This window comes from Mycobacterium sp. P2_H7, assembly GCF_056403275.1.
Window position 1 is genome coordinate 79859 of record NZ_JBFUFU010000021.1, and the last position, 20287, is coordinate 100145.

Genomic DNA, 20287 nt, shown 5'->3' on the forward strand with positions numbered 1-20287 from the left:
ACAAGAAGCGTGGAGGCACTGGTGCCCCCGCTCGGGGGACTCCGGCCTTGAAATGCGAAGCATCGCATTGCCTGTGAAACGGAATGGATGAACGACGCATGCGCAGGACCAAAGGTGTGAAGCTGATCACAGCACCGCTGCGCGCGGTGCTGGTGACGCTTGTCACCACGGTCGCCGCGCTGGTGGTGCCGCTGCCCGCTGCCCACGCGTTCTCGCGTGAAGGGCTGCCGGTCGAATATCTCGACGTGTTCTCCGCGGCGATGAACCGCAACATCCGGGTCGAGTTCCAGGGGACCGGAGGCGCACCGGCGCCCGCACCGGGTACCGGAACGGCCCCCGCGCCGACATCGACTCAGGCGGCGCCCAGCAGTCGCGCCGTCTACCTGCTCGACGGCCTGCGCGCCCAGGACGACTACAACGGCTGGGACATCAACACCGCCGCCTTCGAGTGGTTCTACGGTTCCGGCGTCTCGGTCGTGATGCCCGTCGGCGGGCAGTCCAGCTTCTACAGCGACTGGTACTCGCCGTCGTCCTTCAACAGCCAGGGCTACACCTACAAGTGGGAGACCTTCCTCGCCAGCGAGCTGCCGCAGTGGCTGGCAGCCAACAAGCAGATCTCCAGTTCGCGCAACGGGGTCGTCGGGCTGTCCATGGCAGGTGGGGCGGCCCTGACGCTGGCCGCCTATCACCCGCAGCAGTTCAGTTATGCCGCGTCGCTGTCCGGGTTCCTCAACCCGTCGACGGTGTTCATGAAGCAGGCCATCCGGGTCGCGATGCTCGACGCCGGCGGCTACAACGTCGACAACATGTGGGGCCCACCCTGGGACCCCGCGTGGAAGCGCAACGACCCCGTCGAACAGGTGGGCAGGCTGGTGGCCAACGGCACCCGCCTGTGGGTCTACTGCGCGCCCGGCGGGTCGACGCCGATCGACGAGAACGCCGACCCCGGCCAGAAGCTGAACGCCGACAGCCTGGAGGGGCTGGCGATCGGCAGCAACAAGCGATTCCAGGATCGCTACACCGCTGCCGGCGGCCGCAACGCGACCTTCCAGTTCCCTTCCTCGGGGAACCATTCGTGGGCGTACTGGGGCGCCCAATTACAGGCTCTCAAACCCGATCTCATCGCCACCCTGAACGGCTGAGGCAGGAGTGAAACGGGACCATTTCGGTGACAGGGGCGGACTTTCGCGGAAGAGAGAGTCACACAGACTTGTGATTGACTACACGGGCAATGCGGCCCGGACCGGCGCACACCGACCGGGTGCGGCACACGACAGAATGGATTGGTAAGCAGTTATGAGTTTCGTTGGGAAAATTCGCGGCGCCACGCGCCGAGTGGKGGKCGCGGCCGCCGCGGCCGCGGTACTGCCCGGTTTGGTGGGCGTTGTCGGAGGCTCGGCGACTGCTGGTGCCTTCTCCCGGCCGGGTCTCCCGGTCGAATACCTGGACGTTCCGTCGGCCGGTATGGGCCGCGACATCCGGATCCAGTTCCAGAGCGGTGGTGCGAACTCGCCGGCGGTGTACATGCTGGACGGGCTGCGCGCGCAGGACGACTTCAACGGCTGGGACATCAACACGGCCGCATTCGAGTGGTACAACGGCTCGGGCATCTCGATGGTCATGCCCGTCGGTGGCCAGTCCAGCTTCTACTCCGACTGGTACAAGCAGGCCTGTGGCAAGGCCGGTTGCTCCACGTACAAGTGGGAGACCTTCCTGACCCAGGAACTGCCGGCATGGCTGCAGGCCAACCGTCAGGTCAAGCCCACCGGTGGCGCGGCCGTCGGTCTGTCGATGGCCGGTTCGGCCGCGATGACGCTGGCGATCTACCACCCGCAGCAGTTCATCTACGCCGGCTCGATGTCGGGCTTCCTCAACCTGTCCGAGGGCTGGTGGCCCTTCCTGGTCAACATCTCCATGGGTGACGCCGGCGGCTACAAGGCCGACGACATGTGGGGCAAGACGGGCGACGCGGGCAGCGCGTGGAAGCGCAACGACCCGCTGGTGAACATCAACCAGCTGATCGCCAACAACACCCGGCTCTGGGTCTACTGCGGCAACGGCACCCCGTCCGAGCTCAGCGGCGGCGCCAGCCAGGGCAACCTGTTCAACGCGAAGTTCCTCGAAGGCTTGACCATCCGTACCAACAAGACCTTCCGGGACACCTACATCGCCAACGGCGGCACCAACGCCGTGTTCAACTTCCCGGAGAACGGCGTGCACGACTGGCCGTACTGGGGCCAGCAGCTGCAGGCCATGAAGCCGGACATGCAGCGCGTGCTGGGAGCCGTGCCGACCGCCTGATCCGCGGCACAGCGACGAACAACTGAAGACTGACGGCGGTGACCCCTCGGGGTCGCCGCCGTCAGTCGTTTGTGGATCGTTTCGAAAGCAACGGGCGTCAGTGATGTGATTCACTACAACGCGGTGGTGGGGAGAGATCGGTGACCAGGATGAGGTGGGATATGCACGCGACGATCCGTCGAGCCGCGCAGGCGACCTGCGCAGTGCTGCTGGCGCTGGGCCTGTGGTCGGCCGCGGGAACGGTCGATACCCCCGCCAAGGCCGACGGCATCGAATACCTCCAGGTCCCCTCGGCGGCGATGGGCCGCGACATCCCGGTGGCCTTCCAGGGCGGTGGCCCGCACGCGGTCTATCTGCTCGACGCCTTCAACGCCGGCCCAGACGTGAGCAACTGGGTGGGCGCGGGTGCGTTCAACACGCTTGCCGGTAAGGGCATCTCGGTGGCCGCCCCGGCCGGTGGCGCGTTCAGCATGTACACCAACTGGGAGCAGGACGGCAGCAAGCAGTGGGAGACGTTCCTGTCCCAGGAACTGCCGGACTGGCTGGCGGCCAACAAGGGCCTGGCCCCCTCCGGGCACGGCATCGTCGGTGCGGCGCAGGGTGGCACCGCGGCGCTGACGCTGGCGGAGTTCCATCCGGACCGCTTCCGCTACGCCGGGTCGATGTCGGGCTTCCTCACCGTCGGCAACACCTTCCTCAACGGCGCGATCACCGCGGGGATGGCGCAGTTCGGCGGGGTCAACACCCAGAACATGTGGGGGCCCGCGCAGTTCGGCCGGTGGAAGTGGCACGACCCCGACGCCCACGTACAGCTGTTGGCGGACAACAACACCCGCATCTGGGTGTTCAGCCCGCAGACCCTGACGTGTGCCGATCCGGCCGCGATGATCGGCTACTGCGATCAGGCCCAGGGCAGCAACCGGGCCTTCTACTCGCATTACCGCGGCCTCGGCGGCCGCAACGGGCACTTCGACTTCCCGACCGGTGGACAGCACGACTGGAGCAGCTGGGGCCCGCAACTGGCGGCGCTGTCCGGCGACCTCTCGGCCGCCATCCGCTGACCCCGGTTCGACCCGCTGCGACCAACGCCACAGTCACGGCATCGTCTCGGGCTTGTCTCACGCCGGGGCCTGCGCGGGAGAGCCGGTACCGTGGAACCGTGCTGCGTAACCACCGGTGGACAGCGGGTCTGGCAAAGAGACCCGCCCTGGTGCTGACCCCGCTGATGCTGGCCTCCACCGCGGTGGCGGCGTGCGGATGTTCGTTCAGTGACGACGTCATCACCACCATCGGGCTGCCGTCGTCGCAGTCCGCGGGGCACACCGACGGGTTGGGCAGCATCGCGCCGCCGGCGGCCAGTGCAACCGGCGGGCGGCACGAGCACATGCCGATGTCGCATCAGCAGCAGTCCTATCTGGACGCGCTGGGGACGGCCGGCGTGCACCCGTCCGACGAGATCATCGCGCTGACCATCGGGTCCTACGTCTGCCAGGCCCGCGCGGCGAAGCAGACCGATCAGGCGGTGTGGGACTTCGTGCTGCCGTTGGTGCGGGCGGATGTCCGTGAGGCGCACGTCAGCTCGGCAGCGCCGCCGACGGGTGAGGTCGACTCCGTCACCGCCGACTACATTCGCATCGCGACCGACCAGCTCTGCTGACCGCGCCCCGCGGATTCCAAGCAGGCCGGCGTTGACTTGAGGAGCGCTCAGAACTATGGCGAACAATCGCAAACGCCACCGGATTCTCGCGGTGGCCGCGGCCGGGGCCGTCGCCGTCCTGGTGGCGGTGATCGTCGCCGCGCTGGTGGTCTGGCTGCGCCAGCCGGAGTCCCCACCGCTGGCCACGCCGTCGACGCCGCCCCCGTCAGGCCAGCAACAGAGCAGCGCACCGTCGACCAGCAAGCCGCGCCCCGAGTCCCAGGACGCCAGCTGCCCGGATGTGTTCCTGCTGTCGATCCCCGGCACCTGGGAGTCCTCTCCGGTGCTCGACCCGAACAACCCGGTGCAGTTCCCGCTGGCGCTGCTGCTGAACGTCACCAACCCGTTGCTGCAACAGTTCGGTCCGGACCGGGTGCAGGTCTACACCGTCCCGTACACCGCGCAGTTCCATAACCCGTTCTCCGCGGACGGGCAGATGTCCTACAACGACTCCCGCGCCGAGGGGATGAAGAACGCGGTCAAGGCGTTGACGGACATCAACAACCGGTGCCCGTTGACCAGTTATGTGATCGCCGGCTTCTCCCAGGGCGCGGTGATCGGCGGCGATCTGGCCAGCGACATCGGCAACGGCCGCGGCCCGGTGGACCAGGACCTGGTGCTCGGCGTGACGCTCATCGCGGACGGCAGGCGCCAGGACAACGTCGGCCAGAACCTGCCCGCGAATCCGCCGGGGCAGGGCGCCGAGATCACGTTGCACGAGGTGCCGATGCTGTCGGCGCTGGGTCTGGCCATGACGGGCCCCCGCGACGGCGGCTTCGGCGCTTTAAACGACCGCACCTATCAGATCTGCGGTAACGGCGACCTGATCTGCGCCGCCCCCGAGGAGGCGTTCTCGGTGGGCAACCTGCCCGCGACCCTGCAGACCCTGCTGGGCAGCACCGCAGGGCCCGTGCACGCGCTGTACAACACGCCGCAGTTCTGGAGCCTGGACGGCCAGACGGCCACCCAGTGGACGGAGCAGTGGGCCCGCAACCTGCTGGAGAACGCTCCGCACCCCAAGCACAGCTGAGGCAGGCACCCCACCGCCGTCGCTTCGCTCGCCCAGATCCCCGACTCGCCGGTAACCAGATTTGGCCTGCGGGAATCGGTCGCCTAACATTAAGAGAAAGCTAAGAGTGGCAGGCGGTCGTCGGAGGGGGGATCCGGGAGCCCCGGTACGATCGCCGGGGCTCGCGATGATCGTGCTGAAGTGTGTGCAGTGACAGGAGAATTTGATGCCGTTCCATAACCCGTTCCTCAAGGACGGTCAGATCAAGTTCCCCGATGGAGCCAGCATCGTCTCGCACGTCGAGCGCTGGGCCAAGGTCCGTGGCGACAAGCTCGCCTACCGCTTCCTGGATTTCTCCACCGAACGCGACGGCGTCCCCCGCGATCTCACCTGGGCCCAGTTCAGCGCCCGCAACAAGGCCGTCGCGGCCCGGCTGCAGCAGGTCACCCAGCCCGGCGACCGGGTCGCGATCCTGTGCCCGCAGAACCTGGACTACCTCGTCGCCTTCTTCGGCGCGCTCTACGCCGGCCGCATCGCGGTGCCGCTGTTCGATCCGTCCGAGCCCGGTCACGTCGGGCGTCTGCACGCGGTGCTCGACAACTGCAGCCCGACCGCCATCCTGACCACCACCGAAGCCGCCGAAGGCGTCCGCAAGTTCTTCCGCAGCCGGCCGGCCAACCAGCGCCCCCGTGTCATCGCCGTGGACGCCGTGCCCGACGACGTCGCCGCCACGTGGGAAGAGGTGGTGGCCACCGAGGAGACCATCGCCTACCTGCAGTACACCTCCGGCTCGACGCGTATCCCCACCGGCGTGCAGATCACGCACCTGAACCTGGCCACCAACGTGCTGCAGGTCGTCGAAGCCCTGGAGGGCGAAGAAGGCGACCGCGGCATCACCTGGCTGCCCTTCTTCCACGACATGGGCCTCATCACCGTCCTGCTGGCGCCGATGATCGGCCACTACGTCGCGTTCATGACCCCGGCCGCCTTCGTGCGTAGGCCCGAGCGGTGGATCCGCGAGCTCGCCCGCAAGGAAGGCGACACCGGCGGCACCATCTCGCCCGCCCCGAACTTCGCCTTCGACCACGCCGCGGCCCGCGGCGTTCCCAAGGAGGGCGCCGAGACGCTGGACCTGTCCAACGTCAAGGCCATCCTCAACGGCAGCGAGCCCATCTCGGCGGCCACGGTGCGCCGGTTCAACGAGGCGTTCGCACCGTTCGGCTTCCAGCCCAAGGCCATCAAGCCGTCCTACGGCCTGGCCGAGGCCACCCTCTTCGTGTCGACGACGCCGTCGGCCGAAGAACCCAAGATCATCAACGTCGACCGCGATGCGCTGAACACCGGCCGCATCGTCGAGGTCGCTGCCGACTCGCCCAAGGCTGTCGCGCAGGCCTCGGCGGGCAAGGTCGGCATCTCCGAGTGGGCCGTCATCGTCGACGCCGAGTCGGCCACCGAACTGGTCGACGGCCAGATCGGCGAGGTCTGGCTCAGCGGACAGAACATGGGCACCGGCTACTGGGGTAAGCCGGACGAGACCCGGGAGATCTTCCAGAACACCCTGAAGTCGCGGACCAGCCCGTCGCATGCCGAGGGCGCCGCTGACGACGCGATGTGGGTGCGCACCGGCGATTTCGGCGCGTTCTACGACGGCGATCTCTACATCACCGGCCGCGTGAAGGATCTGGTGATCATCGACGGCCGCAACCACTACCCGCAGGACCTGGAGTACTCGGCGCAGGAATCCAGCAAGGCGTTGCGCACCGGCTTCGTGGCCGCCTTCTCGGTTCCCGCCAACCAGCTGCCGGCCGAGGTCTTCGAAAACAGCCATGCCGGACTGAAATTCGACCCGGAGGACTCCTCGGAGCAGTTGGTCATCGTCGGTGAACGGGCGCCGGGCTCGCACAAACTGGACCTGGCCCCGGTGGTCGACGACATCCGCGCCGCCATCGCGGTGCGCCACGGCGTCACCGTGCGCGACGTGCTGCTCACCCCCGCCGGTGCCATCCCGCGGACCTCCAGCGGCAAGATCGGCCGCCGCGCCTGCCGCGCCGCCTACCTCGACGACTCCTTGCGCAGCGGCAAGATCGCCAATGCCTTCCCGGACGAAGCTGACTGACCCCCGCACTCAACCGGCCCGTCATCAAGGCCGCACGGCGGCGAAAGTGAATGAAAATGACTGAAAACAGCGAGAATTCGCAGGAATCGTCAAAGACTGCCGCCACTCCGGCCTTCGACATGACGGTCAACGAGATGCGCGAATGGCTGCGCAACTGGATCGCCACCGCCACCGGTCAGTCCGCGGATGCGATCAACGAATCGGCACCCATGGTCGAACTCGGCCTGTCCTCCCGGGACGCCGTCGCCATGGCCTCGGACATCGAGGACCTGACCGGTGTCGCACTGACCGCCACCGTCGCGTTCCGGCACCCCACCATCGAGTCGCTGGCCCAGGTCATCGTCGAGGGCGAGCCGGAACCCCCGAACACCGGTGACGAGGACTGGTCGCGGCCGGCCGGTGTCGAGGACATCGCGATCATCGGTGTGGCGACCCGCTTCCCGGGTGATATGAACAGCCCCGACGAGATGTGGGCCGCACTGCTCGAGGGCCGCGACGCCATCACCGATCTGCCCGAAGGCCGCTGGGAGGAGTTCCTCAGCGAACCGCGCGTCGCGGAACGGGTGAGCAGGGCCCGTACCCGTGGTGGATACCTCTCCGACATCAAGGGTTTCGACTCGGAGTTCTTCGCGCTGTCGAAGATGGAAGCCGACAACATCGACCCGCAGCAGCGGATGGCACTCGAGCTGACGTGGCAGGCCCTTGAGCATGCGCGGATCCCGGCATCGAGTCTGCGCGGCACCAATGTCGGTGTCTACGTTGGTAGTTCGGTCAACGACTACAGCTTCATGGCGGTCTCCGACCCGTCGGTCTTCCACCCGTACGCCATCACCGGTACGGCCAGCTCGATCATCGCCAACCGGGTGTCGTACTTCTTCGACTTCCGTGGACCGTCGGTGGCCCTGGACACCGCGTGCTCCAGCTCGCTGGTCGCCGCGCATCAGGGCGTGCAGTCGCTGCGCACCGGCGAGTCCGACGTCGTCGTGGTCGGTGGCGTCAACGCGCTGATCACCCCCATCGTCACCATCGGGTTCGACGAGGTCGGCGGCGTGCTGGCCCCGGACGGCCGGATCAAATCGTTCTCCGCCGACGCGGACGGCTACGCCCGCTCCGAGGGCGGCGGCATGCTCATCCTCAAGCGGCTGTCGGACGCCCGCCGTGACGGTGACCCGATCCTGGCGGTCATCGCCGGCTCGGCGGTCAACCACGACGGCCGGTCCAACGGCATGCTGGCGCCCAATCCCGATGCGCAGGAAGCGGTTCTGCGTAAGGCGTACAAGAACGCCGGCATCGACCCTCGCGACGTCGACTATGTCGAGGCGCACGGCACCGGCACCATCCTGGGTGACCCGATCGAGGCCGACGCGCTGGGCCGGGTCATCGGACGCGGGCGGGCGGCGGACAAGCCCGCCCTGCTCGGTGCGGTGAAATCCAATGTGGGCCACCTGGAATCGGCGGCCGGCGCGGCAAGCCTGACCAAGATGGCGCTGTCCCTGCAGCATGGCAAGATTCCGCCGTCCATCAACTACGCCGGACCCAACCCGTACATCGACTTCGACAAGGAACACCTCAAGGTCAACGACACCGTCTCGGAGTGGCCGCGCTACAGCGGACATGCCATCGCCGGTGTGTCGGGCTTCGGCTTCGGTGGCGCCAACGCGCACCTGGTGCTGCGCGAGGTGCTGCCGGCAGATCTGGTCGAGCCCGAGGTCGAACCCGAAGCGGTCGAACAGAAGTCGGCCGACGACGCGGATGCCGTGTATGTCGGCGGGGTCCGGATGGACGAGTACGGCGAGTTTGTCGATGAGCCCGAGTACCCGGCCTACGACGAAGGCAGCCATGAACTTCCCGGTCTGACCGATGAGGCCAAGCGGCTGATCGAGGCCGGCCGTCAGGAGCTGGAATCCGAGGAGCAGCCCACTCCCGTTGTGCCGCTGGTCATCTCCGGCTTCCTCACTTCGCGCAAGAAGGCCGCCGCCACCGAGCTGGCCGACTGGATCGACAGCGAAGAAGGCCGCGCCTCGTCGCTGGAATCGATCGGGCGTTCGCTGTCCAAGCGCAACCATGGTCGCTCGCGCGCGGTGGTGCTGGCCCACGATCACGACGAGGCGATCAAGGGCCTGCGTGCCATCGCCGACGGCAAGCAGAGCCCACTGGTGCTGGCCTCCGACGGTCCCGTCACCAACGGACCCGTCTGGGTGCTCGCCGGATTCGGTGCGCAGCACCGCAAGATGGGCAAGAGTCTCTACCTGCGTGACGAGGTCTTCGCCGAGTGGATCAACAAGGTCGACGCACACATCCAGGATGAGCGCGGCTACTCCGTCGTCGAACTGATCCTCGACGACGCGATCGACTACACCAACGAGACCTGCGAATACCCCATCGAGGTGGTCCAGACGGTGATCTTCGCCCTCCAGATCGCGCTCGGTGAGCTGCTGAAGCACCACGGTGCGAAACCCGGTGCGGTGGTGGGGCAGTCGCTCGGTGAAGCGGCCGCGGCCTACTTCTCCGGCGGGCTGTCGCTGGCCGACGCGACCCGCACCATCTGCTCGCGCGCACACCTCATGGGTGAGGGCGAGGCCATGCTGTTCGGTGACTACATCCGGCTGATGGCACTGGTCGAGTACTCGGCCGAAGAGATCAAGACCGTCTTTTCCGATTTCCCGGGCCTGGAGGTGTGCGTCTACGCCGCCCCCACCCAGACCGTCATCGGTGGTCCGCCCGAGCAGATCGACGCGATCATCGCCCGCGCCGAGGCCGAGGGCAAGTTCGCCCGCAAGCTGCAGACCAAGGGCGCCAGCCACACTCAGCAGATGGACCCGCTGCTCGGCGAGCTCTCGGCCGAGATCCAGGGCATCGAGGCGCACCCACTGCAGACGGCGTACTTCTCCACCGTGCACGAGGGCAAGTTCATTCGTGCGGGCGCCGAGCCGATCCACGACGTGGAGTACTGGAAGAAGGGGCTGCGTCACAGCGTCTACTTCACCCACGGCATCCGCAACGCCGTCGACAACGGGCACACCACGTTCCTGGAGCTCGCGCCGAATCCGGTGGCGCTCATGCAGGTCGGCCTGACGACGGCCAGCGCGGGACTGCACGACGCGCAACTCATCGGCACGCTCGCCCGCAAGCAGGACGAGGTCGACTCGATGACGGTGGCCATGGCCAACCTGTTCGTCTACGGCCACGACCTGGACCCGCGGGTGTTCTTCGGGTACGGATCCGCCGCGACCGGCGGCCAGGATGACCACGCGAACATCCCGGCCACCCGCTTCAAGCACAAGGAGCACTGGCTCAACGCCCGGTTCGCCGGGGACAGCTCGGTGCTCATCCCGGGGACCCACGTCGCCACGCCCGATGGCAGGCATGTGTGGGAGTACGCCCCGAACGGTGCCACCGACCTGTCGGCACTGGTGAAAGCCGCTGCCACCCAGGTTCTTTCGGACGCCGTCGTGACGGCCTTCGAGCAGCGTGCCGTCCCCGGTGACGGGTCCCGGCTGGTCACCACCCTCACCCGGCACCCGGGCGGCGGCACCGTGCAGGTGCACGCGCGGATCGACGAGTCCTTCACGCTGGTCTACGACGCCGTGGTCAGCCGCAGCGGAACGGCCGCCGCACTGCCGGTGGCCACCGGTGCTGCAGTTGCCATCGGTTCTCCGGTGGTCGGCCAGGTCCCGGCGGAGGATGATGCTCCGTCTGATGTCGCCGCCGGGGCGGCTCCGGCTATCCTCCAGGACAACCTCACCGCCGGAGCGGGTCTCGCGGCCAACTTCGCCAAGTGGTCGCCGGACTCCGCGGAGTCGATCGCGGATCGGTTGGGCGCGATCGTCGGCGGGGCCATGGGCTACGAGCCCGAGGACCTGCCGTGGGAGGTGCCGCTGATCGAGTTGGGCCTGGATTCCCTGATGGCGGTGCGGATCAAGAACCGTGTCGAGTACGACTTCGACCTGCCGCCGATCCAGCTGACCGCGGTGCGCGACGCCAACCTCTACAACGTCGAGGAGCTCATCAAGTACGCGATCGAGCACCGCGACGAGGTCGGTGCCCTGCACGAGCACCAGCTGGGCCAGTCCGCCGAGGAGAACGCGGCGGAGATGAACGCGCTGGTGGCCGCCAGGGCCGCCGCTCCGGAGGAAGCCCCGGTCGAGACCCCGGTCGCGAACCCGACCGAGCTTGAGATTCCGCCGCCGCCCACCGATCCGAGCGGACCGGCCATCCCGGCACCGCCCAGCGACCCGGCCGGCCCCAGTAAGGCCACCGCCGCCGCGGCTGCCGCGAAGGTGCTGACCCAGGAGGCCGTCACCGAGGCGCTCGGCGCCGATGTGCCGCCGCGGGATGCCGCCGAACGCGTCACCTTCGCCACCTGGGCGATCGTCACCGGCAAGTCACCGGGCGGCATCTTCAACGAGCTGCCCGCACTGGACGACGCGGCCGCGGAGAAGTTGGCGCAGCGCCTGTCCGAGCGTGCCGAGGGCACCATCACCGTCGACGAGGTGAAGGACGCCGAGAACATCGAGGCGCTGGCCACCGCGGTCCGCAACCAGCTCGAAGATGGCGTGGTGGACGGGTTCGTGCGCACCTTGCGGGCCCCCAAGGAGGGCTCGAATGCGGTGCCGCTCTTCGTCTTCCACCCCGCCGGTGGATCGACGGTGGTCTACGAGCCGCTGATCAACCGGCTGCCCGCCGACACCCCGGTGTACGGCATCGAGCGGGTCGAGGGCTCCATCGAGGAGCGGGCCGCCGAGTACGTGCCGAAACTGCTTGAGGTGTACCAGGGTCCGTTCGTGCTGGCGGGCTGGTCGCTCGGTGGCGCGCTCGCCTACGCCTGCGCCATCGGCCTCAAGCAGTCCGGAGCGGATGTGCGCTTCGTCGGCCTGATCGACTGCGTGCGGCCTGGCGTGCCGATCGACAACACCCAGGCGGGCATGCGTGCCCGCTGGGATCGGTACGCGCGCTTCGCGGAACGCACCTTCAACGTCGAGGTGCCCGCCATTCCGTACGAGGAGTTGGAGAAGCTCGACGACGAGGGCCAGGTGAAGTTCGTCCTGGATATCGTCGCCCAGAGCGGGGTTCAGGTGCCGGGCGGGATCGTGGAACACCAGCGCACGTCCTACCTGGACAACCGTGCACTGGACACCATCGAACTCCAGCCCTACGACGGGCATGTGACGCTGTACATGGCCGACCGCTACCACGATGACGCGATCGTGTTCGAGCCCGCCTACGCCACCCGCCAGCCCGACGGCGGCTGGGGCGAAGCGGTCAAGGATCTGGAGGTGGTGGCCATCGGTGGCGAGCACATCCAGGCGATCGACGAGCCGATCATCGCCAAGGTCGGCGCGCACATGAGCGAGGCCATCAACCGGATCGAAGCCGAGAAGGACGCGAACAAGTGACTGAAACTCCGTCAGCCCCTGCCGTGACCACTGCGCAGAAGCTTGCCGAGCTGCGCGAAAAGCTGGCTCTGGCAGCCGATCCCGGTGACGAGAAGGCGCGGGCCCGCCGCGATAAGAAGGGCATCCCCAGCGCCCGCGCCCGCATCCACGCGCTGCTGGACCCGGGCAGCTTCCTGGAGATCGGTGCGCTGGCCAAGACCCCCGGCGACCCGAACGCCTTCTACGGCGACGGCGTGGTCACCGGGCACGGCACCATCGATGGCCGCCCCGTGGGCGTCTTCAGCCACGACCAGACGGTGTTCCAGGGTTCGGTCGGCGAGATGTTCGGCCGCAAGGTCGCCAAGCTGATGGAATGGGTGGCCATGGTCGGTTGCCCGATCATCGGCATCAACGACTCCGCCGGTGCCCGCATCCAGGACACCGCGACGTCGCTGGCCTGGTACGCCGAACTCGGCCGCCGCCACGAGATGCTGCGCGGCCTGGTCCCCGAGATCTCCCTGATCTTCGGCAAATGTGCGGGCGGAGCGGTGTATTCGCCGATCCAGACCGACCTGGTGGTCGCGGTGCGCGATCAGGGCTACATGTTCATCACCGGCCCGGACGTCATCAAGGACGTCACCGGTGAGGACGTCAGCTTCGACGAGCTGGGCGGCGCCGACGTGCAGGCGCAGCGTGGCAACATCCACAAGGTGGTCGAATCCGAGTCCGCCGCATACCAGTACGTGCGCGATTACCTGGGCTTCCTGCCGCCCAACCACTTCGACGACGCGCCCATCGTCAACCCGGGCCTGGAGCCCGAGATCACGCCGTCCGACCTGGAACTCGACACGATCGTCCCGGACTCGGACAACACGGCCTATGACATGCACGAGGTCCTGCTGCGGATCTTCGACGACGGCGACGTATTCGAGATCGCCGATCAGCGCAGCCCGTCCATGATCACCGCGTTCGCGCGGGTCGACGGACGCTCGGTCGGCGTGATCGCCAACCAGCCGATGCACATGTCCGGCGCGGTGGGCAACGAGGCCTCCGACAAGGCGGCCGGCTTCATCCGGTTCTGCGATTCGTTCAACCTGCCACTGGTTTTCGTCGTCGACACCCCGGGCGCCATGCCGGGTGTGGAGGAGGAGAAGGGCGGCATCATCAAGCGCGGCGGACGGTTCTTCAACGCCATCGTCGAAGCCGATGTACCGAAGGTGACCATCATCGTGCGCAAGGCGTACGGCGGCGGATACGCGGTGATGGGCTCCAAGCAGCTGTCCGCGGACCTCAACTACGCATGGCCCACCGCGCGGATCGCCGTGATCGGTGCCGAGGGTGCGGCGCAGCTGCTGGTGAAGCGCTTCCCGGATCCGACCGCACCCGAGGTGCAGAAGATCCGCACCGACTTCATCGAGGGCTACAACCTCAACCTGGCCACCCCGTGGATCGCCGCCGAGCGCGGCTACATCGACGGCGTCATCGAACCGCACGAAACCCGGCTGCTGCTGCGCAAGTCGCTGCATCTGTTGCGCGACAAGCAGAACATCCACAAGGTGCAGCGCAAGCACGGCCTGACTCCGCTGTAACGATGGCGAACGCGGTGGTGGTGGGCGGTGGCCCCAACGGGCTGGCCGCCGCCATCACGCTGGCCCGCGCCGGTGTCGAGGTGACGGTGCTCGAGGCCGCCGACGAGGTGGGCGGCGGGGTGCGCTCGGGGGAAGCGATCGTGCCGGGTCTGGTGCACGATCACTGCGCCGCCATCCACCCGATGGCCGTCGGGTCCGAGTTCCTCGGTGGACTGGACCTGGCGAAGCACGGATTGCGGTGGCGCCACCCGGAAATCGACTGCGCACACCCGCTGGACGGCGGTCGTGCCGGGTTGTTGCACCGCAGCGTCACGGACACCGCCGCCGCGCTGGGCCCCGACGGTGCGCGGTGGCGGGCATTGTTCGCCCGTCCGGTCTCCCGCTTCGACTTGTTGTCGCAGGACATCATGGGGCCGCTGCTGCATGTGCCGAAACATCCGCTGGCCCTTGCCCGTTTCGGCATTCCCACGGTTCTGCCCGCCGCGGCGCTGACGAGGGTCTTCCGTACCCCGGAGGCTGCCGCGCTGTTCGGTGGCGTGGCCGCACACGCCTTCCGGCCCCTGCACCACCCGCTGACGTCGGCGATCGGGCTCGGCATCCTCACCGCCGGGCACCGGCACGGCTGGGGGGTCGCCGAGGGCGGCTCGCAGTCGATCACCGATGCGCTCGCCGCGTCGCTGTCCGAGCACGGCGGCAAGGTGGTGACCGGGGTCGAGATCACCTCGGCGGAGCAACTGCCCACCGCCGACGTGGTGCTCTTCGACCTGGCGCCGACAGCCGTCGCCGATATCCTCGGCGACCGGTTGCCCCGCCGGATCGGCCGGGCATTCCGGCGATTCCGATACGGCCCAGGAGCTTTCAAGGTCGACTTCGCGGTGCAGGGCGGCGTGCCGTGGACAAATGCGGCGGCGCGCCGGGCCGGAACCGTGCACCTGGGCGGCGAGTTCGGGGAGATTGCGGCCACCGAGCGACAGATCCAGGCGGGCCGGATGCCCGAACGCCCGTTCCTGATCGTCGGTCAGCAGTACCTCGCCGACCCCGGCCGCTCGGTGGGCGACATCCACCCGGTGTACGCGTACGCCCATGTGCCGCACGGGTTCACCGGTGACGCCACCGAGGCCGTCATCGGGCAGCTCGAGCGGTTCGCGCCCGGCTTCCGTGACCGCGTGGTCGGCATGGCCGTCCGCTCGACCACCGAACTGTCGGTGGACAACCCCAACTTCGTCGGCGGCGACATCAACACCGGGGCAATGGACGTCCGTCAACTGGTGTTCGGGCCGCGGACCACCCTGCACCCCTACCGGCTCGGCACTCCCGGCATGTACCTGTGCTCGGCCGCCACCCCTCCCGGGCCCGGCGCGCACGGGATGTGCGGGGCGAACGCGGCGGCCGACGCCCTCGCCTACCTTCGGCGCTGAAACTCCGACCGCACTCCGAGATGCGGCACACCAGCTCTGATCGGCCATTACACTTCGCCCATGCCGCTCGAGGAAGGCCAGGTGATCGCCGGGTACACCGTCGTGCGGTCGCTCGGTGCGGGCGGGATGGGCGAGGTCTACCTGGCGCAGCACCCGCGGTTACCGCGCCGCGACGCGCTCAAGGTGCTCGGCGCCACCGTGTGCGCCGACCCGGAATACCGGCAGCGCTTCGAGCGCGAGGCCGACATCGCGGCCACCCTGTGGCACCCGCACATCGTGGAGGTCCACGACCGCGGTGACGTCGACGGCCAGTTGTGGATCGCCATGGACTACGTCGAAGGCACCGACGCCGGCGCGCTGCTGTGCGAGCGCTACCCGAACGGCATGCCCGCCGACGACGTGGTGCGCGTCATCGCGGGCGTCGCCGAGGCGCTCGACTACGCGCACCAGAAGGGACTGCTGCACCGCGACGTCAAGCCGGCCAACATCCTGATCGCCAATCCGGACACCCCGGATGAGCGGGTCCTGTTGGCGGACTTCGGCATTGCCCGTCGCACCGGTGAGACCAGCAATCTCACCGGCACCAACATGACCGTCGGGACGGTGGCATATGCGGCGCCCGAGCAGCTGACCGGCGCCGAGATCGACGGCCGCGCCGACCAGTACGCGCTGGCGTCCACCGCCTATCAGTTGCTCACCGGGGCGCCCCCGTTCCAGCATTCGAACCCGGCGGTGGTGATCAGCGCGCACCTGACCGCCACTCCGCCACCCATCGGGGACCGCCGGCCGGAATTGTCCGGTCTGGGGCCGGTTTTCGAGCGGGCGCTGGCCAAGAACCCGACCGAGCGGTACGGCAAGTGCGTGGACTTCGCCCGCGCCCTCGAACACCGCCTCGGCAGTGCCGGATCCGACGCCACCATGCTGGCGATGTCCACGTCCGGGCCGCGACATGCCAAGGTGCACCCGGTCCCGGCGAAACCGCGGTCCCGGCTGCTGGTCCCTGCCGCGGCGCTGGTCCTCGTCGCGGTGGTCGCGGCGGCGGTGGCGTTCGCCTTCGGTGCGTTCAGCGGCACGAGCGGCACCCCCGCCACGTCCGCCCAGCCGAAGTCCGCCACCCCGACGGCCGCGCCACCGCCACCACCACCGCCGGTACCGTCGCCCGCCGTCGCCCCGGCCATCCCCGTCGTGGTCGTCGGAGCCACCTGCGCCACCCTGGGGGCCGCCGGCGTCGCGGAGTCCGGTGCGCCCGCGTACTGCGCCCAGCTGCCGAATGCCGCCTCCACCATCTGGTCGTTGACGGAGCAGGTCACAGCGCCCAGCGCCACCCCCGCCGAGGGCGAGCCCACCTACGCCCCCGAGACCGAGGGACCGGTGCAGGTGTGTGTCGACCAGACGCACCAGACGCGGCTGCGCTGCCTGGAGGACATCATGCGCGGCAACGGCCGAGCGTGATGCCCACTGACGGACCCCGGGAACCCCGGTCGTCGGCCCCGGTCGACCTTGCCGCCGGGATAGCCGCCACGGCGGTCGGTGGCGCCGTCGCCGTCTACCGCGGAGCCGAACGGTTGCCCGTCCTCGGGGGTCTGCTGCACCACACCCGCACCCAACTGGCCGCCCGCGGCGAACGCGCCATGGAACCGGTCAAGGCGGCGGTCGCGACCATCGCGGTGCAGATCGTGGAACGGGTGCTCGACGAACTGGACCTCAACGAGCTCGTGCGCACGCGGGTCGATCTGGTCGGCTTGGCGAACGAGGTGGTGGACGGGATCGACCTGCAGGCGATCATCCGGCAGTCCACCGAGTCCGTCACCGCCGAGGTGATGACCGACGTTCGCAGCCAGGGCGAACGGGCCGACGACCTGGTATCGGGTTTTGTCGACCGCCTGCTGGGGCGTGAGCGTGAGTGACGTCCGCGCCGCCGGTGTCGTCAGCCGCGGGGTCGCCGCGGTGATCGACCTGGTGATCGTCGGGATCGTGCTGGCCGCGATCTACCTCGGTCTGCTGTTGAGCCGGTTGATGTTCCACCCCACCGCATTCCGGGTGCCGACCACGAGCGCGATCTTCTCCACCGCCGTGCTGTTCGTCGTCGCGGTCGGCTACCTCACCGCGTGCTGGGCGGTATCGGGCTGCACGGTCGGATCGGTGACCATGGGTTTGCGGGTGACGGGCCGGCGCGGAGGGCGGGTATCGCCCGCGGTGGCGTTGCTCCGGGCGGTGGCGTACGTGCTGCTCCCGGTCGGGCTGCTGTGGGCGGCCGTCGACCGGCGCCGGAGATCGTTGCAGGACATCGCCTTCGGCACCCGGGTCGTCTACACGCGGCAGTAGTCCCGGACGGACCGCACCCGTGCTACCGTGTCTGTAACGATCCGTACAGACATGGAGTACCGGTGACCGCACCGCAGACCAGGCGTCAGCAGCAGGGTGAGAACTCCCGCGAACAGATTCTCGACGCGGCCGAACGGCTGATGGCAGGCCAGGGCTACGCGGCCACCTCGATCAGCCACATCCGCAAGGAGTGCGGGCTGCCCGCCAGTTCCATCTACTGGCATTTCGGTTCCAAGGAAGGCGTGCTGGCCGCGGTCATGGAACGCGGCGCCGATCGCTTCTTCGCGCAGATTCCGCGCGACCAGGATGTCGAGAGTCAACGCGCCGCTGCCGTGCGACTGCATGCCCAGCACCCGGAGTTCCTGCGCCTGACCTACATCCTGTCGCTGGAGCGCACCGATGATCCCGCCGTCGGGGCGGCCGTCCGGCGGGTCCGCGACCAGGCCATCGCGGACTTCCGCGGCATCATTGCTGCGCTACTTCCCGATGGCGTCGACCCGGACCGGGCCGAACGCGTGGTCGCCGAGCTGGCCGGTTTGGCCACCGCTTTGTCCGACGGGGTGTTCTTCGCCGTGCACCTCGAACCCGATTCGACCGATGTGGACCGGATGTATACCCGGATGGTCCAAGCGGTCCAAGCCCTGATCCCGATCCTGTTGGAGGAGAAGTGAACACGCGATCCGTCGTCATCACCGGAGCCAACGCGGGCCTCGGCCTCGAGTGCGCCCGGGCCATCCTGGAAACCGACCCGTCGGCCCATGTCGTGCTGGCCGTGCGTGACGCGAGGAAGGGTGCCGCCGCCGTCGCCGACCTCGGGTCACCGGACCGGTGCACCGTGCTCCCGTGCGACCTTGCGTCGCTGCAGTCTGTACTTGCCTTCCCTGCCGCCTACGCGGCGGCCGGCCTTCCGCCGCTGCACGCGGTGGTCTGCAACGCCGGCCTGCAGATGGTCTCCGGCCTGCACAAGACGGCCGACGGCGTCGAAATGACCTTCGGCGTCAACCATCTCGGCCATTTCGCACTCATCGACGGGCTAATCGAACACCTGGCCACGCCAGCCCGGGTGGTCGTGGTTGCCAGCGGCACCCACGATCCGAAGAAGTTCACCGGCATGCCGCACCCCGCCTACACGTCGGCGCGGGAGCTGGCGCACCCGCCCGCCGGCGCCCCCGCCGACGGCAGGCGCAGGTACACCACGTCCAAGCTGTGCAACATGCTGTTCGCCTACGAACTCGACCGCAGGCTCGGGCACGGCGCCCGCGGCATCACCGTGACGGCCTTCGACCCCGGCCTGATGCCGACGTCGGGCCTCTCCCGTGACTACACGCCGGCGCAAAAGGTCGTCTGGAGCGTGGTGTCCCCGGTGCTGCGACTGCTCCCCAACGTCAACAGCGTCGCGACGTCGGGCCGGAATCTGGCCGCGCTTGCCGTGGACCCGGCGTTCGACGGCGTCACCGGTGAGTACTTCGAGGGCACCAAACGCATCCGGTCGTCGGCGGACTCCTACGACGCAGCCAAGGCCCTCGACCTGTGGGATACCAGCGCGCAACTGGTGGCGCCCTAGATCGGGTCGAGGTCCAGCCAGGAGTCGACCATGAACGCATCCCCGCGGGCGACGATGGTCGCGCCGCCGTGGCCCGGGTAGTGCGCCGGGATCACCGACGCCCGCCGCCGCGCGGCCTCGGTGAAGATGCGTTTGCGGCTGGCGACCGCGGCGGGTCCGTCGACGTCGAAGGCACAGGGGTCCGCGGGCCGCGGGATCTGAATGGGGCAGTGGGTCAGATCGCCGACGAACACCGCAGTTCTGTCCGCGTCCAGCCACACCACCGACGAACCCGGCGTATGGCCGGCGGCCGGCCGCAGCCATACCGACGCGCTCAATTGATGGTCACCGGAGAACAATTCGACCTGCCCGGCGGCATATACCGGGGCGACACTGTCGTCGAACACGATGGCCGCGGCCGCGTCGGCGCCCGCGCCACCCGGTTCGAAGTGCCGGAAGTCGGCCTCCGGCAACAGGTATCGCGCGTTGGGGAAGAACGGCGCCCACGCGTCGCCACTGCGGTGGGTGTTCCACCCGACATGGTCGCTGTGCAGATGAGTGTTGACCACCACATCCACGCTCTCGGGCGGCACACCCGCCCGCGCCAGCGCTGCGGGGAAATCGGTGTCCAGGTCATCGAGGACCGGCACGGCGCGCCGTCGGCCGTTACCGACGCCGGTGTCGATCAGTATCCGCAGGCCGTCGACATCGATCACCCAGGACTGCACGACGACGCGCCAGCGCTCGGCGTCCGGCCGGTAGAACGTCGGCACCAAGAGGTCGGCGTGCTCGCGCCACGCCTCGGCCGGAGTGTGGGTGAAGACCGCGGCGGGCGGGTCGAACATCGTCTCCACCACACGGGTGAGGACGGCGGTCCCGAGGCGGATGTGATCGGGCATGGCTTGACGGTACGGC

General features: G+C 68.6%; 15 protein-coding genes. 14 read left to right on the forward strand and 1 reads right to left on the reverse strand.

Annotated elements, in window-relative coordinates; all coding sequences use genetic code 11:
• Positions 1-98: 98 nt before the first annotated feature.
• The 14 genes from AC1DY7_RS27595 (at position 99) to AC1DY7_RS27660 (ending at position 19393) form a co-directional block, all read left to right on the forward strand.
• Positions 99-1142: an esterase family protein gene (locus AC1DY7_RS27595; protein ID WP_477496935.1), complete on the forward strand. Its 1044-nt coding sequence runs from the start codon at positions 99-101 to the stop codon at positions 1140-1142.
• A gap of 154 nt (positions 1143-1296) precedes the next feature.
• The gene (locus AC1DY7_RS27600) at positions 1297-2301 is read left to right on the forward strand and encodes an esterase family protein (RefSeq protein WP_477496936.1); all 1005 of its coding nucleotides are present in this window, start codon (positions 1297-1299) and stop codon (positions 2299-2301) included.
• Between the two features lie 149 nt (positions 2302-2450).
• A complete protein-coding gene (locus AC1DY7_RS27605) occupies positions 2451-3362 on the forward strand; it encodes an alpha/beta hydrolase-fold protein (RefSeq protein ID WP_477496959.1) in 912 nt (303 codons plus the stop codon).
• 98 nt (positions 3363-3460) lie between these two features.
• The gene (locus AC1DY7_RS27610) at positions 3461-3958 is read left to right on the forward strand and encodes a DUF732 domain-containing protein (protein ID WP_477496937.1); all 498 of its coding nucleotides are present in this window, start codon (positions 3461-3463) and stop codon (positions 3956-3958) included.
• Between the two features lie 55 nt (positions 3959-4013).
• Positions 4014-5027: a carboxylesterase Culp6 gene (gene culp6 / locus AC1DY7_RS27615; protein ID WP_477496938.1), complete on the forward strand. Its 1014-nt coding sequence runs from the start codon at positions 4014-4016 to the stop codon at positions 5025-5027.
• Between the two features lie 205 nt (positions 5028-5232).
• A complete protein-coding gene (gene fadD32, locus AC1DY7_RS27620; RefSeq protein WP_477496939.1) occupies positions 5233-7122 on the forward strand; it encodes a long-chain-fatty-acid--AMP ligase FadD32 in 1890 nt (629 codons plus the stop codon).
• Positions 7123-7241: 119 nt separating this feature from the next.
• Entirely contained in the window at positions 7242-12518 is a 5277-nt protein-coding gene (pks13, locus tag AC1DY7_RS27625; protein ID WP_477496960.1) for a polyketide synthase Pks13, read from the forward strand.
• Entirely contained in the window at positions 12515-14086 is a 1572-nt protein-coding gene (locus AC1DY7_RS27630) for an acyl-CoA carboxylase subunit beta (protein WP_477496940.1), read from the forward strand. Before pks13 ends, AC1DY7_RS27630 begins: the two co-directional genes overlap by 4 nt.
• Positions 14087-14088: 2 nt before the next feature.
• A complete protein-coding gene (locus tag AC1DY7_RS27635) occupies positions 14089-15504 on the forward strand; it encodes a phytoene desaturase family protein (RefSeq protein ID WP_477496941.1) in 1416 nt (471 codons plus the stop codon).
• Positions 15505-15564: 60 nt separating this feature from the next.
• On the forward strand, positions 15565-16956 hold the full coding sequence (locus AC1DY7_RS27640) for a serine/threonine-protein kinase (RefSeq protein WP_477496942.1): 1392 nt from the start codon (positions 15565-15567) through the stop codon (positions 16954-16956).
• Complete coding sequence (locus tag AC1DY7_RS27645; RefSeq protein ID WP_477496943.1) at positions 16956-17411, forward strand: hypothetical protein; 456 nt, start codon at positions 16956-16958, stop codon at positions 17409-17411. The genes AC1DY7_RS27640 and AC1DY7_RS27645 overlap by 1 nt, the downstream gene beginning before the upstream one ends.
• Positions 17404-17829 carry an RDD family protein gene (locus AC1DY7_RS27650; protein WP_477496944.1) on the forward strand — a complete coding sequence of 142 codons (426 nt, stop codon included), beginning with the start codon at positions 17404-17406 and terminating at the stop codon, positions 17827-17829. Before AC1DY7_RS27645 ends, AC1DY7_RS27650 begins: the two co-directional genes overlap by 8 nt.
• 62 nt (positions 17830-17891) lie before the next feature.
• Positions 17892-18500 (forward strand): TetR/AcrR family transcriptional regulator, encoded by a 609-nt coding sequence (locus AC1DY7_RS27655; RefSeq protein WP_477496945.1) that lies wholly within the window; start codon positions 17892-17894, stop codon positions 18498-18500.
• Positions 18497-19393, forward strand: a complete 897-nt coding sequence (locus tag AC1DY7_RS27660; protein ID WP_477496946.1) for an SDR family NAD(P)-dependent oxidoreductase — start codon at positions 18497-18499, stop codon at positions 19391-19393. The genes AC1DY7_RS27655 and AC1DY7_RS27660 overlap by 4 nt, the downstream gene beginning before the upstream one ends.
• Here AC1DY7_RS27660 and AC1DY7_RS27665 read toward each other — a convergent pair.
• Positions 19390-20271 carry an MBL fold metallo-hydrolase gene (locus AC1DY7_RS27665; RefSeq protein ID WP_477496947.1) on the reverse strand — a complete coding sequence of 294 codons (882 nt, stop codon included), beginning with the start codon at positions 20269-20271 and terminating at the stop codon, positions 19390-19392. The two genes, AC1DY7_RS27660 and AC1DY7_RS27665, sit on opposite strands and share 4 nt — an antisense overlap.
• Between the last annotated feature and the right edge of the window lie 16 nt (positions 20272-20287).